Origin of the sequence: Variovorax sp. 679 (assembly GCF_003952185.1) — a bacterium.
Lineage (GTDB): Bacteria > Pseudomonadota > Gammaproteobacteria > Burkholderiales > Burkholderiaceae_C > Variovorax.
The window spans coordinates 38,400-51,602 of the sequence record NZ_RXFS01000017.1; the positions used below are offsets into that span (position 1 = coordinate 38,400).

Annotated in this window: 16 protein-coding genes; 11 read left to right on the forward strand and 5 right to left on the reverse strand. The window is 66.7% G+C overall.

Annotated elements, in window-relative coordinates; translation table 11 throughout:
- Positions 1 to 9 precede the first annotated feature (9 nt).
- The 3 genes from EJO71_RS31295 to EJO71_RS31305 all read left to right on the forward strand — a co-directional run bounded on the left by EJO71_RS31295 (position 10) and on the right by EJO71_RS31305 (position 3,646).
- Entirely contained in the window at positions 10 to 1,653 is a 1,644-nt protein-coding gene (locus EJO71_RS31295) for an isovaleryl-CoA dehydrogenase (protein ID WP_125952558.1), read from the forward strand.
- Positions 1,654 to 1,682: 29 nt separating this feature from the next.
- Positions 1,683 to 2,621, forward strand: coding sequence for a glutathione S-transferase family protein (locus EJO71_RS31300; protein WP_125952557.1), 939 nt, complete (start codon positions 1,683 to 1,685; stop codon positions 2,619 to 2,621).
- Between the two features lie 119 nt (positions 2,622 to 2,740).
- Positions 2,741 to 3,646 carry an SDR family oxidoreductase gene (locus EJO71_RS31305; protein ID WP_125952556.1) on the forward strand — a complete coding sequence of 302 codons (906 nt, stop codon included), beginning with the start codon at positions 2,741 to 2,743 and terminating at the stop codon, positions 3,644 to 3,646.
- 24 nt (positions 3,647 to 3,670) lie between these two features.
- Here EJO71_RS31305 and EJO71_RS31310 read toward each other — a convergent pair whose 3' ends face one another.
- Both EJO71_RS31310 and EJO71_RS31315 read right to left on the reverse strand, forming a co-directional pair.
- Complete coding sequence (locus tag EJO71_RS31310) at positions 3,671 to 4,138, reverse strand: type 1 fimbrial protein (protein WP_125952555.1); 468 nt, start codon at positions 4,136 to 4,138, stop codon at positions 3,671 to 3,673.
- Between the two features lie 139 nt (positions 4,139 to 4,277).
- Complete coding sequence (locus tag EJO71_RS31315; RefSeq protein ID WP_125952554.1) at positions 4,278 to 4,946, reverse strand: NAD(P)H-dependent oxidoreductase; 669 nt, start codon at positions 4,944 to 4,946, stop codon at positions 4,278 to 4,280.
- Positions 4,947 to 5,081: 135 nt separating this feature from the next.
- Between EJO71_RS31315 and EJO71_RS31320 the strand changes: the two genes are divergently transcribed.
- From EJO71_RS31320 to EJO71_RS31330, 4 genes are all read left to right on the forward strand, one after another.
- The gene (locus EJO71_RS31320; RefSeq protein ID WP_125952553.1) at positions 5,082 to 5,984 is read left to right on the forward strand and encodes a LysR substrate-binding domain-containing protein; all 903 of its coding nucleotides are present in this window, start codon (positions 5,082 to 5,084) and stop codon (positions 5,982 to 5,984) included.
- Positions 5,985 to 6,146: 162 nt separating this feature from the next.
- A complete protein-coding gene (locus tag EJO71_RS34510; protein WP_164546951.1) occupies positions 6,147 to 6,314 on the forward strand; it encodes a hypothetical protein in 168 nt (55 codons plus the stop codon).
- 349 nt (positions 6,315 to 6,663) lie between these two features.
- On the forward strand, positions 6,664 to 6,909 hold the full coding sequence (locus EJO71_RS31325) for a hypothetical protein (protein ID WP_125952552.1): 246 nt from the start codon (positions 6,664 to 6,666) through the stop codon (positions 6,907 to 6,909).
- On the forward strand, positions 6,910 to 7,194 hold the full coding sequence (locus tag EJO71_RS31330; RefSeq protein WP_125952551.1) for a general secretion pathway protein GspL: 285 nt from the start codon (positions 6,910 to 6,912) through the stop codon (positions 7,192 to 7,194). It abuts the gene before it with no gap.
- A 6-nt stretch (positions 7,195 to 7,200) separates the two neighbouring features.
- Here the strand turns inward: EJO71_RS31330 and EJO71_RS31335 are convergent, their stop codons facing one another.
- Positions 7,201 to 7,920 carry a hypothetical protein gene (locus tag EJO71_RS31335; protein ID WP_125952550.1) on the reverse strand — a complete coding sequence of 240 codons (720 nt, stop codon included), beginning with the start codon at positions 7,918 to 7,920 and terminating at the stop codon, positions 7,201 to 7,203.
- 93 nt (positions 7,921 to 8,013) lie between these two features.
- Between EJO71_RS31335 and EJO71_RS31340 the strand changes: the two genes are divergently transcribed.
- The 3 genes from EJO71_RS31340 (at position 8,014) to EJO71_RS34515 (ending at position 9,712) form a co-directional block, all read left to right on the forward strand.
- Positions 8,014 to 8,523 (forward strand): GNAT family N-acetyltransferase, encoded by a 510-nt coding sequence (locus EJO71_RS31340; RefSeq protein WP_125952549.1) that lies wholly within the window; start codon positions 8,014 to 8,016, stop codon positions 8,521 to 8,523.
- Positions 8,520 to 9,410, forward strand: a complete 891-nt coding sequence (locus EJO71_RS31345) for an alpha/beta hydrolase (RefSeq protein ID WP_125952548.1) — start codon at positions 8,520 to 8,522, stop codon at positions 9,408 to 9,410. The genes EJO71_RS31340 and EJO71_RS31345 overlap by 4 nt, the downstream gene beginning before the upstream one ends.
- A 134-nt stretch (positions 9,411 to 9,544) precedes the next feature.
- Positions 9,545 to 9,712 carry a hypothetical protein gene (locus EJO71_RS34515; protein ID WP_164546950.1) on the forward strand — a complete coding sequence of 56 codons (168 nt, stop codon included), beginning with the start codon at positions 9,545 to 9,547 and terminating at the stop codon, positions 9,710 to 9,712.
- 80 nt (positions 9,713 to 9,792) lie between these two features.
- On the opposite strand, the gene EJO71_RS31350 is transcribed toward EJO71_RS34515, so the two are convergent.
- Both EJO71_RS31350 and EJO71_RS31355 read right to left on the reverse strand, forming a co-directional pair.
- The gene (locus EJO71_RS31350; protein ID WP_240651577.1) at positions 9,793 to 11,316 is read right to left on the reverse strand and encodes a serine hydrolase; all 1,524 of its coding nucleotides are present in this window, start codon (positions 11,314 to 11,316) and stop codon (positions 9,793 to 9,795) included.
- 126 nt (positions 11,317 to 11,442) lie between these two features.
- Positions 11,443 to 12,366, reverse strand: a complete 924-nt coding sequence (locus EJO71_RS31355; RefSeq protein WP_125952546.1) for a LysR substrate-binding domain-containing protein — start codon at positions 12,364 to 12,366, stop codon at positions 11,443 to 11,445.
- 108 nt (positions 12,367 to 12,474) lie between these two features.
- On the opposite strand from EJO71_RS31355, the gene EJO71_RS31360 reads away from it, so the two are divergent.
- Positions 12,475 to 13,200 (forward strand): NAD(P)H-dependent oxidoreductase, encoded by a 726-nt coding sequence (locus EJO71_RS31360; protein WP_125952588.1) that lies wholly within the window; start codon positions 12,475 to 12,477, stop codon positions 13,198 to 13,200.
- Positions 13,201 to 13,203: the final 3 nt, after the last annotated feature.

Genomic DNA, 13,203 nt, shown 5'->3' on the forward strand with positions numbered 1-13,203 from the left:
AGGCCGGCCATGGACACGACACACGAGGTCTTCAACCAGCCCACGCCGCTGGTGGACTACAACCTCTTCGACACCAACCGGCCCCTGCGCGATGCGCTGAAGTTCAACGCGCCCGCGCTGCAGACCACGCAGCTGCACGAGCTGGGCGCCACCCTCGGCTCGGCCGGCATGCAGGCGCATGCGCGGCTCGCCAACATCCACACGCCCGAGCTGCATACGCACGACCGCTTCGGCAGGCGCATCGACGAGGTGGAGTTCCATCCGAGCTATCACGCGCTGATGACCGCCGCCGTGGGCGCAGGACTTCACGGCACGCCGTGGACCGGCACCTCCGCCTCGCCGCATGTGCTGCGCGCGGCGGGCTTCATGCTCTTCACAGAGCTGGAGCCGTCGATTCTTTGCCCCATCTCGATGACCTATGCGGTCACGCCCGCGCTGCGCGGCAATGCGGCCGTGCATGCCGACTGGAGCCCGAAGCTCGGCAGCCTCTGGTACGACCCGACGCTGAAGCTGTTCAGCGACAAGCCCGGCGTGACCATGGGCATGGGCATGACCGAGAAGCAGGGCGGCTCCGACGTGCGGGCCAACACCACGCAGGCCGTGCGCGACGGCGGCAGCGATGCCTGGGGCGATCGCTATGCCATCACCGGCCACAAGTGGTTCTTCTCGGCGCCGATGTGCGATGCCTTCCTGGTGCTGGCGCAGGCGCCAGCCGGGCTCTCGTGCTTCTTCCTGCCGCGCGTGCTGCCCGACGGCTCGCGCAACGCCATCCGCATCCAGCGGCTGAAGGACAAGCTGGGCAACAAGGCCAATGCGAGCTCCGAGGTCGAGTTCCACGGCGCAACCGCGTGGCTGGTGGGCGAGGAGGGGCGTGGCATTCCGCAGATCCTCGAGATGGGCACGATGACGCGGCTCGACTGCGCGCTGGGTACGAGTGGGCTCATGCGCCAGTCGCTGTCCATCGCGCTCAACCACGCCACGCAGCGCATGGCCTTCGGCAAGCCGCTGATCGATCAGCCCCTGATGAAGAACGTGCTGGCCGACCTCGCGCTCGAGAGCGAGGCTGCCACCGCGCTCGCCATCCGCCTTGCACGGGCCTTCGATCACCAGGCCGACGAGCACGAGCGCCTGATGGCACGGCTGCTCACGCCGGTCGCCAAGTTCTGGATCTGCAAGCGCGGCAGCGCCTTCGCGCAGGAGGCCATGGAATGCCTTGGCGGCAACGGCTATGTGGAAGAGGGCGGCGAAGGCGTCATGGCCCGCATCTACCGCGAGATGCCGCTCAACTCCATCTGGGAAGGCGCGGGCAACATCATGGCGCTCGACCTGCTGCGCGGCCTGCGCAAGGGCGATGCGGTGGCCGCGCTCGAAAAGGAACTGGCGCCCGCGCGCGGCCAGCACGCCGCACTCGACCGGCTCGCCGACGCATTGCCGGCACGCATCGAGGCGATGGCATCCGAGGCCGAGGCCCGCCGTCTCGCGCAGGATGTTGCATTGGCCGTGCAGGCAGCGCTGCTAGTGCAGACCGCGCCGCCTGCAGTTGCCGGTGCGTTCTGCGCCTCGCGCCTGGGCGGCGACTGGGGCAACGCCTTCGGCACGCTGGGCGCGGGCACCGATTTCGACTCCATCATCCAGCGCGCGCAGCCGCGCTGAAACACAACGACAACCCCACGGGAAACACCATGGCCGACCTGATCCTCCATCACTACCTGACCTCGCCCTTTTCGGAGAAGGTGCGCCTGATCCTCGGCGCCAAGAAGCTGCCGTGGAAGTCGGTCTTCATCCCGCCGATCATGCCGAAGCCCGAGGTGGAGGTGCTCACGGGCGGCTACCGCAAGACGCCGTTCCTGCAGATCGGTGCCGACATCTACTGCGACAGCGCGCTCATCGCCGACGTGCTCGAACACCTGCAGCCCGAGCCAACGCTGTACCCGGAGCCCGAGAAAGGCATGTCGCGCATCCTCGCGCAGTGGGCCGACACCACGCTGTTCTGGGCCGCCATGGCCTGGAACCTGCAGCCCAGGGGCGCGGCCGAGGTGTTCGCCAAGGCCCCGCCCGAAGCAGCCAAGGCCTTCGGCGAAGACCGCGGCCGGATGAGCGCGGGCAACATGACCCGCCTGCGCCCGGCTGACGCCACCAGCGCCTACAAGTCGTACCTGCGCCGCCTGTCGGACATGCTCGACGAGAAGCCCTTCCTGCTGGGCGAAGTGCCCAGCATCGCGGACTTCTCGGCCTATCACCCGCTCTGGTACACGCGGCGCATTGAGTCGGTCCGCACCATCCTCGACCTCACGCCCGCCGTGGTCGACTGGCTGGACCGCATGGCCGCCATCGGCCACGGCGTTCCCGAAAAGTTCACGAGCGAAGAGGCAATCGCGGTGGCCAAGGCCTCGACGCCGCACACGCTGCTGACCGACAGCACCTTCCAGGACGACCACGGCATTCCCCTCGGCAGCGCTGTGACCATCCGCGCCGAGAGCTTCGGGCTCGAGGAGACGCCCGGCACGCTGATCGCGGCCACGCGCACGCACTACACGCTGGAGCGCAGCCACGAGCGCGCGGGGACGGTGCATGTGCACTTTCCGCGGATCGGGTATGTGCTGAAGAAAGCCGAGGCCTGAAACCTGCCGGAGACGGGAGGGCGAAACGGGCACCTTCGTGACTGCGCCGGTGCGCTTTCCGTATTTCAATAGCGTCTCCAACCCCAGAGACATTCAACAGAGCAGAAGGACACCGGCAAATGATTCAGGACTTCAAGGGCAAGACCGCCGTTCTCACCGGCGCAGGCTCGGGCTTCGGCCTGGAGTGCGCGCGCATCGGCGCCGCCCGCGGCATGAACCTCGTGCTGGTCGACGTGCAGCAGGACGCGCTCGACAAGGCCAAGGCCGAGATGGAAGCTGCCGGCGCGCAGGTGCTGGCGCGCAAGGTCGACGTGTCGGACGCGGCGCAGATGGAAGCGCTGGCCGCTGCCGTGAAGGAACGCTTCGGCGCGCCGCACTTCGTGTTCAACAACGCGGGCGTGGGCGCCGGCGGCCTGGTGTGGGAGAACACGGTCGCCGACTGGGAATGGGTGCTGGGCGTGGACCTGTGGGGCGTGATCCACGGCGTGCGCCTGTTCACGCCGATGATGCTCGAGGCCGCCGCAAAGGATCCGGCCTATCGCGGCCACATCACCAACACCGCCAGCATGGCCGGGCTGCTCACACCGCCGAACATGGGCATCTACAACGCCGCGAAGGCTGCCGTCGTGAGCCTGACCGAGACGATGTACCAGGACCTGAACCTCGTCACCGACCAGATCGGCGCGAGCCTGCTGTGCCCGTATTTCGTGCCCACCGGCATCACGAGCAGCGAGCGCAACCGCCCGAATGCGCCGAAGGAAAGCGAACTCACCAAGAGCCAGCTCATCGGCCAGGCCATGAGCAACAAGGCGGTGAGCAGCGGCAAGATCACGGCCGCCGAAGTCGCGGCAAAGGTGTTCGAGGCCATCACGGACAACCAGTTCTACGTGTTCAGCCATCCGAAGGCGCTGGGCAATGTGCGCAGCCGCATGGAGAACATCGTCTCCATCACGAACCCGGCCGACCCCTTCCTGGAGCGGCCCGAGATCGGCCAGAAGCTGCGCGAGCAACTGCGCTCGGCCTGAGCGCGTCGTTCTTCCCGGTCTTCTTCAGTTGTAGATGACGGTCACCAGCGCGGCCGTCACGCGGCTCGCGCTGTCACCGGTCGTGCCGCCTTGCCGGCGGATCGACAGCGTGCCGCCGTCCTGCCCGACGGCTCGCGCGTCTTTCGAATCGAAGGCGTGCCGCCGGCCTTGCGCGTCGATGAAGGCGAGTTGCAGCGGCTGCCCTCCGAGCGCATCGACACGCACGCTGGCGCTCGGCCGGTCGATGTACTGGCGCTGGAAGATCACATCGCTGGTGGTGGCGCCGGCTTTGCCGATGCGGGTGGCCATCGTGGCCGGCATCGATGACTGCGGGGAGCTGATCGAGTAGGGCGCGGCAACGATCTCGCCGGTGAAGTGGATCGTGCCGTCCGCCGCGTGGACTGTGGTCGGTGCGATGGCCGGCGCAAGCACCGCTGCCAGGACGAAAACCAATGCCGTGCGCATGCGCACCTGGCGCTCAAGTCGTGTCATCGCGACCCCTCTTTCATTCCATTTCTTTTTCTTGTGGAACTCCCTGGCGCGTGCGAAAGATCAGATCACGCGTGCCAAGCGCGTGCAACATCTTGTTGAAAAGTCGTGGTGATGACGCGACTATTCCGGTCGCGTCGGATCACGCAGCCTGCAGCTCGGCCACAAGCGCTTCGACGCGGGCGAGTGCGTCGGCGATCGAGCGTTCCAGCAGGTCGCCGTGGTCCTCGGCGTGCTCGATAGCCACGCTGTGCACTTCATTGAGCCCCAGCAGTGAGAGCGGAGTAGCGATGCCGGGCGTGAGCAGGTCCAGGTGCGCCTGGAATCCGCCGGGCCGGTAGCCGCTGCTGCCGCACGAAGTCAGCAGCACCGTGCGGCGATTGCGCTCGGCCAGCAGCGGCACGTAGGGGTTCTCGCGGCTCGGGTCGTAGTTGAAGGTCGAGCCGATGCGCACGATGTTGTCGATCCATGACTTCAGCGGCGCAGGCATTCCAAAGTTGTACATCGGCACACCGATCACCAGCACGTCGGCCCGGCGGATCTCGGCGATCAACGCATCGCTTTCCGCGAGCACCGCGTGCATCCATGGCTCGCGTTCGGCAGCGGGCGTGTAGCCCGAGGCGATCCATTCGCCGGTGACGTTGCTCGGTGGCGTGGCGCCGACGTCGCGGTAGATCACTTCGTCCTGGGGCCGCGTCGCGCGCCAGCTCGAAACGAAGTGGTGGCTCAGCCGGCGCGAATGCGAGCCGTGAACGTGCGTGCCCGAACGACCGGGGCGGGCGCTGGCGTCGATGTGGAGCAGTGTGGTCATGGTGCGGTCCTCTTTGACATGAACGGTTGGATGAAGAGAATTCAGCTGTGTGCCTGACATGGTTCCAACTCTATTCAGAGGAATTCGTCGCGACAAACGACGATTTCTTTGCATATCTGAAAAATTAATTCATCCATGGCCAACCTTCGACAACTCCCTCCGCTGGCGGCGCTGCGCGCCTTCGAGGCCGCCGCGCGCCACTGCAGCGCCAAGCTCGCGGCCAACGAGCTTTCGGTCACGCCCACTGCCATCAGCCACCAGGTGCGCCAGCTCGAAGAGTCGCTGGGCGTGGCGCTCTTCATCCGCCAGCCGAGGCAACTGGTGCTCACGCCGCAGGGCAGGGAACTGCAGGCGGTGCTGGGCGAGTCGTTCAATGCCATGGCGAATGCGGTGGCCAGGCTGCGTGCGCCGCCCGAGCGGGTCGCCATCACGCTGTCGACCACGCCGGCGGTCGCGGCGCGGTGGCTGCTGCCGCGCGTGAGCACCTTGCGTGCGCTGCATCCGAGGCTCGACCTGCGCATTCATGCATCGCACGATGCGGTCGCGCTCGACGGTGTCACTGCCGACATCGCGATCCGCTATGGCAAGGGGAATTGGCCGGGCATGGTGTCCGAGAAACTCTTCGACAACGTCTTCGCGCCGGCCTGCAGCCCCGCGCTCAAGCTGCGCCGCCGCAGCGACCTGACGCGGCACACGCTGCTGCACTTCGCGGTGCCCGGGAGCAGGAACCAGCCGGGCACGTGGGCCGCGTGGCAGCAGGAAGCGCAGGTGCCCGGTCTCGACGTGTCGGCAGGGCCCGTGTTCTCGGACGAGACGCATACGGTGTCGGCCGCGCTGCAGGGGCAAGGTGTCGCGCTGATGGGCCTTTCGCTGATCGCGGATGAACTGCGCGCGGGCAATCTCGTGCAGCCCTTCGGTCCGGAGTTGCCGGGGCTGCCGTTCCATCTCGTGTGCCCTGAGTCGCGGCGCTCGGAGCCGGCGGTGGCGGCGGTGTTCGAATGGGTGCGAGGGCTGCGGCCGCCGGGCGCGAACGCCTGATCTCGTGCGCAGTGACTTTCGGCACTGGTGCCTGCCGGCTCACATTCCTAGAGTGCGGGCAATGAGTTGCGGGGGCAGCTCATCGGGCCGGGATGCATCTGCCATCCCGGATTGCAGGAGCGAAATGTCCTGAGTTCAAAAGCATCCATGAAGGGGGAAATCATGAAACGTGCAACCGTCGTGAAGGTGGGCGTTGTGACCGCGATCCTGTCGTCGCTCGCCGTGGCAGCCCCGGCGATGGCAGGGCCGTTCACCCAGTGCGGCGATCACTGGCTGTTCTGGAGCGGCTATCAGCTGATCATGGAAGCGATCTTCGACCTTTGCGGTTGAGCCAGGGAAGCGCTTCGCCCGTTGCGCCGGATCGCGCTGCGCCAGGAATACGAAAGGCGTAGTCGCGCTCCGGTGCATTGTTGACACTTGTCAAATATTGCGCAGGTTCATGAGCTTTCTGCGGCGCCCCTCTTTTCTTGCGCGATGTTCGCGCAGTAATCCCTTAACCCGGCCGAATGTTTTTCATAACCTCCCGCTACTTTTGTTGATGAAGGTCAGGGAAGGTTGCGAACGGGCCGTGCAAGACAGCATGGAGCCTCGTGTCGCAAGCCTGCGTCGCTGTTTCAGAGCCTCCCGCCTTCCTCGGCTACCCACAGACCCGCGACATCTTGCGAAGAGGAGGCAATTCATGCGCACCCCGTTCCTGCGCGAAAGCAGCCCGGACGAACCTCCCGCGCTCCAGCGCAGGTCAGCCTGCATGGCCTGGCTGCCGGTATTGCTGTGCATCGTGGCAGCCGTGGGTTTCGTGCTGGTAGCTGTCTTCGTCCAGAACATCGTCGCTGCGTCGATGTTCACGACGGCGGCCATCGTCTTCCTGGGGATCGGCCTGCTCCTCGGGCTGAGCATGTGGGTCTTTCCGGACCTCCCGCGCTAGATGGCCGTTCAGGAAGAAACCGTGGCCGGCAAGACCGCTGCCCCTTTGCTCCGTGTCGAGAACTGGCGCGTGACCCTGATCGCCGCCATGATCGGATTGCTGATCGTGCTTGCCGTGCTCATGAAGTGGATCGTCGAACTGCAGGTCGAGGCCGCGCAGGAGCGGCGCCTGAGCGAAGCAGTCGCCCGCGAGGCGGTGGCGCGCTGCCATGAAAAGACGCCGTTGCAGGCGGTCCATGAATGCCTCAGGGCGCTGGCGGCTGCTTCCCCTTCGGTGGGGCGCTGAAAGCGGTCAGTCGTCCGCGTCGAGCCACCGGCCCGATTCCGGGCACACGACGGCCCGCGAGCCGTTCAGCATGAGCTGCTCTTCATCGGGCCGGGCCGATGAAGGCCGGGCTGCATCGAAGTCGATCCGCAGGGCCCGCGTCACATGGGCATCCTCGATGGGAAGCTCCCAGGTCAGGAAGACCTGGCTGCAGTCCTTGCCGTCCGCGAAGTCCGCCGCATCGAAGCCGGTGCCGCCGCGCCGGATCACGCCGTGAGGCTGGCCGGTGTCGAAGATCACGACCGTGCCCCGCTGGAGCGGAATCCGCAGGCCTGCATGGGGAAAGTGCAGGTCCAGCCCCTTGTCCTCGCTCATGAAGAGATTGCAGAAGGCCGCGCCGCCGTACTGCGCTGCGTCGTAGTGGTACTTCGCGCCGCGACAGGCCATGAGCGCCACGTCGCTCGAGGCGAGCACCCCGGGCAGGCCGAGCGCATCCGTCCAGTCGGACACGGCCTGCACGCATCGCCTGTAGTCGGGCCAGCGCGTGCGAGCCCGCGCCAGCGGCATCGGCTCGACGTCTCCCGCCTCCAGCATGAGCTGCGAGGAGATTTCCCTGTCCCAGTCCGAGAGCAGGCGTTGCGGCGGCGCGGGCACATCCAGCGTGCCCGTCAGCACCACGTCGCTCACGCTGCGGCTGCGGAGCAGGTCGCCGCTAGCGAAGTGGGAGATCAGGATGCCGTGGCTCATCGGGATGGCAGTGTAGTGAGTGCACCGCACGCACCCGGCCCGTCTTGATAGCATCGCCGCCTTCGGCCGAGAGCCTCCAGGGACACCCACCGTATGCACGTTGAACTTGTCTCCGAAGCCCAGCACGAGTCGCTGATGGATCTGCTGTGCGAGCTGCATGCCTTCTACAACGACGGCGCCATCGTGTCCCGGGAGATCGTGAAAGAACATCTGCTCGACAACCTGCTCGCGGAAGGCTCGCCCCACCGCCTGGTCGTGGCTTCGGATGACGACGGCACCGTCATCGGCCTGGCCGCCATCACGCTGGTGTATTCGCTCGTCGACTTCGCTCCCGCGCAGCGCAAGCACTGCCAGCTGAAGGAGCTGTATATGCGGGCCTCGCACAGAAGCATCGGCGCCGGCAGTGCGCTCATGACGTGGGTGGCCCGGCACGCCACGGAGCACGGATGTCACCGCATCGACTGGCCGGTCAAGGCGTCGAATGCCAGGGGCATTGCCTTCTACGAGAGCCTGGGTGCAGCGAGGGTGCTCGACAGGCTCAGCTACAGGCTTTCCGAACCGCAGATGAGCAAGCTCGCGGGCGATACCGGCCCCGGCGCATGACCGCACTGCCCGAATTCAGGAGCGAAGAGGCGAGGGTGCGATACATCGCGGCCTACGACGCCGTCGTCCGGGACTGGCCCGTGCCCTTCGAGGAAATCGACGTGGAAACGCGGCTCGGGCCGACGCACCTCATCGCCAGCGGTCCGCCGGATGCGCCGCCGCTCTTGCTGCTGGGCAGCTTCGCGGCCAGCGCCACCGTCTGGCGCGTGAACGTCGAAGCGCTGAGCCAGCATTTCAGGACCTACGCGATCGACGTGATCGGCCAGGCGGGCAAGAGCAGGGCGATGCATCCGATCCGCAACCGGCGCGACTATGCACCGTGGCTCGGCGACGTGCTCGACGCCCTGGCCGTGCGGCGCGCTTCGATCGTCGGCTGTTCCTTCGGAGCCATGCTTGCATTGAGCCAGGCGTCGCTGATGCCCGAGCGGGTCGACCGCGTGGTGCTCATCAGCCCGGTCGGCGCATTCGCTTCGCAATACTGGAAGCTGACCTACGCCACGCGAATCAAGGCGCCGCTAGTCAAGTTCGCGCGCCGCCTCGTGCGCAGCAAGAAGACGCGCAGCCTCGCCGACATGGGGCTCAAGCCTCCCGCCGACCTGAAATGGGCCACGCTCATGGGCATGACGATGATTTCGTTCTCCAAGGTCGCCATCACCAGGGCCCCTGCATTCGGCGGCCGCGAACTGCGCGCCATCCGGGCGCCGGCACTGTTGCTGATCGGCGACGCGGAAAAACTCTACGAGCCTGAGGCGATGCTGGAGCGGGCGAAGCGCCGGATGCCCGGTCTGGAAGGCGCCGTCGTGCCGGGCGCGGACCACATCGCCGCCATGTCGCAGCCCGGGCTTGTCAATGACCGGATCATCCGATTCCTGAAAAAGCCGGCCTGACGAGAATGGTGAGTGTTGGCGCTTGGAAAATACCCTGAAGAATATTTGAGTACCAAAGCGCTAGCATCTGAGGCCTCGAGCAGACGAGGAGGAACCCCGTGGAAACATATCCAACCCTAAGACAAGCCACAGGCGTGGCCCGCACTCTCAGCAAGCATTCGTCCAGCACCATGGTGGTCTACCGGGTGACGGAGCAGAAGTTCGTGACCGCGCATGCCAGCGACCGCGTGGAGGGGACCATCGAGGCCGTCTACCGCGACGGCTATGTCGTGCCGACCCTGCTGAGCAAGCGCGGCGAATAGGCAAGACAAGGAAAAGGCCGCGCTTCGCGTGAGGCGCGGCCTTTGAGGGCCTCCTTCGGGAGGCCTTTTCGTTCCTGGTCTCAGGACGAGCTGGGCACCGCCTGCATCAGCAGCGTGAGCGCCTTGCGCAGGCTCGTGACCGACGCGTTTGCCCCCTTGTCGTAGCCCAGCCGCACCACCACGAGGTCGTGCGAAGGAACGATCAGAACGACCTGTCCGCCCGCGCCCAGCATGTAGTAGGCCGAGGTCGGCACCGGCCATGCGCTCGAGCCGTTGAGCCAGAAGAAGCCGCCGTAGATCGGGCGCTTGTCGGCCGCCCAGGCCGGTGCGAGCGTGCTCACGAACTTCACGTACCCCTCGGGCAGGATGCGCTCGCCGTTCCATACCCCGTCCTGCAGGTACAGGTTGGCCAGGCGTGCCCAGTCGCGCGCCGACATGAAGTCGTAGCCCTGTCCCATGAAGTTGCCGTACGGATCGGTCTCCAGCGTCATCGTGCGGATGCCGATCTTGTCGAACAGGTTTCTCTGCGGGAACGACAGGTACTCTTCGCCGCGCTTCTCGACGGCCAGGCGGATCAGGTAGTTCGCCAGCACCGGGTCGGTGTTGCGATAGCGGCCGATGGTGTTGGGCGGCCATTGCTGCGGCCGCGTGGCCGCATAGTTGAAGATGTTGATGCGGCCCGTGTAGAAGTAGACGTGGTCGGGGTAGGTGCCGTTGGGGTCGAAGTCGGGGTCGTCCGGTGCCTTGATGCGCAGCCCGCTCGACATGTGCAGGATGTCCTGGATCTTGATTTCCTTGCGCTTGTCGTCCGCTCCCTGCCACTCCGGAATGGGCGCCGGCTGGTCGAGCCGGTACGCGCCCTGTTTCATCAGCACGCCAAGCATCGTCGCAGTCACGCTCTTGCCCATCGACCACGACTCGAGCGGCGTGCTCGACGTGATGCCGTTCATGTAGCGCTCGCCGACGATGCGACCCTTGTGCGTGACGACGAAGCCCGCGGTGTAGGCCTCGGGCAGCTCGAAGGCGGCGTCGACCGCCTGGGCCACCTTTGCCGTGTCGATGCCCGGTGCGGAGCCGGATGGCGTCACGTCGCCCATCGGCCACTGCTGCGTCGAGGGATCGGGAAGCGAGCTCTTGACGGTGACCGGCGTGAAGAACACATCGTCCTTGCCGGGCGGCAGCGTGATGCAGCCCTGCGAACCGTAGTAGCGCGCCGTCAGCGTCGGGCCATTGGGAATGGCGATGCGGACTTCCTTCTTGACGCGGTCCACCACCGGCTTGCCGACCTTCTTGCGCTGGTCGTAGGGGCCCGTGAAGTAGCCGACGCTCTCGGCCGCCACGTCGGGATCGAGGCCGGTGATGAACGCGGCGGAGCACATCGCCTTGGCGTAGCCGGAAGTGTGGTGCTCCAGCGGGTCTCCGGGCGGCGGCACGTACGGCGTGTTGAGCTCGTAGCTCCTCGCGCGGGCGATAAGGGCCTCGCGCGCCGGCAGTTCCGGGGTCGTGGTGGTGGGCGGTGTGGTTGTGCCACCGGTGCCCAGTCCTATGCCGATTCCTCCGCCTCCACTTCCCCCGCCGCCGCCTCCACATGAGGTCAAAGCCATTACAAGAAGGGCGCTCGTTGCGATGGCAACGGGTGCGCGGACAAACCTCGTCATTGGGGGGCTCCTCGCTTTGTTGTTGCAGGAGTCTCCGTGAGAACTGCAACAACGTGCAAGCCCGGCCTTCAGCTACCGCTCAGCCTGCGAGGCGATCCACTCCCACACCGCGCGGATCGCCGGCTCGTTCTCCCTGCCGTTCGCTACGGCCAGGAAGTAGCTGCCGGTGTCGAGCGCGGGCCCGAAAGGCTGCACCAGTGCGCCGCTGCGAAGTTCTTCGGCCGACAGCGTGAGGCTCAGCAGCGCCACGCCGTGCCCTGCGAGCGCAGCCAGCATCGCGTGGGTCTCGTCGGAGAACGACAGGCCCGACGTCTTCATCGCCCGGCCCCTCGGCGGTGCGATGCCGGCCTCGCGGAACCAGCGCGGCCACACGGCGGGTGCGAGCGCTTGCGGTTGCCAGTCGCAGTGGATCAGGCGGTGCTTCGGCAGGTCTTCCGCGCGCTTCAGGTCCAGCATCGGGCTGCACAGCGGCGCATAGTGCTCGCGCATCAGCTCGCGCGACACCAGGCCGGGCCAGTTGCCGCTGCCCGAGCGCACGGCGATGTCGGCATCGCCGCGCGCCAGGTCGACAAGTGTGTCGCTCGCATGCAGCCGCAGCTCCACGCCGGGGCTGGCCTTGCGGAACGCATCCATGCGCGGCAGCACCCAGCGCGCGGCGAAGGCGGTGTTGGTGGAGAGGGTCACGGCCTGCGACGCGGCAGGCCGGCGCAGCTTGTCGACGCCGGCCTCGAGCAGGTCGAAGCCCATGCGCAGGTCGTCGAACAGCCGCTGGCCCGCGGGTGTCAGCGCAAGTTGCCGCGTGAGCCGTCGGAACAGCGGCTGGCCCAGCGTGTCTTCGAGCCCGCGCACCTGATGGCTGATGGCCGATGGCGTGACCGAGAGTTCAAGCGCCGCGCGCTGGAAGCTCAGGTGCGCGGCCGCCGCCTCGAAGGCGCGCAGCGAGAGCAGGGGAGGCAGCCGGCGCGAGGGCCTGACAGATGAGCCAATCTCGTTCATGAGAGGAGAAATCGTCGTTTGTGATGAATGGCTTCAATCCATAGATTCAAGGCCTGCGCAGCATTCTGTCAGCGCGGAATGAAAGACACCAATTCATCCATGAAAGCCATGACCATGAACATCCTCCATATCGACGCCAGCGCCCGCCCGGGCCGTTCCGACACCGACCTCCATGGCTCGCACACGCGCCGCCTCTCCGCGCGTTTCGTCGAGCGCTGGCAGAAGGCGCGGCCCGACGACCGCATCGACTACCTCGACGTGGGCCAGCAGCCGCCCGCGCACGTCAACGGACGCTGGATTCACGCGGCCTTCACGCCGCCCGCAGCGCGCGAGCCATGGATGGCCGAGGCGCTCGCCGAAAGCGACAGCCTGGTCGACCAGCTCGTCGCGGCCGACCTTATCGTCGTCGGCCTGCCGATGTACAACTTCAGCGTGCCCGCGCAGTTCAAGGCCTGGATCGACAACATCGTGCGCGTGGGCCGCACCTTCGGCTTCGACCGCTCGCGCGGCGCGGTGCCGTACTGGCCGATGCTGGCGGAGATGGACAAGCGCGTGGTGCTGCTCGGCGCGCGTGGCGACCACGGCTACGACGCGGGCGGGCGCATCGCGCACCTCAACCACACGGAGAGCAGCGTGCGCTCGGCCCTCGGCTACATCGGCATCACCGAAGTGTTCGAGGCGGCGGTGGAGTCCGACGAGTTCGGCGGCGAGCAGTTGGCGCAGTCGTTGCGGCGTGCCGAGCAGCGGGTGGACGATCTCGTCGACGCGCTGCTCGCTCCCCGCGAACGCGTCGTCTCCGCCGACGACGACGCCGTGCTGTTGGCCGCAGCCTAGGAT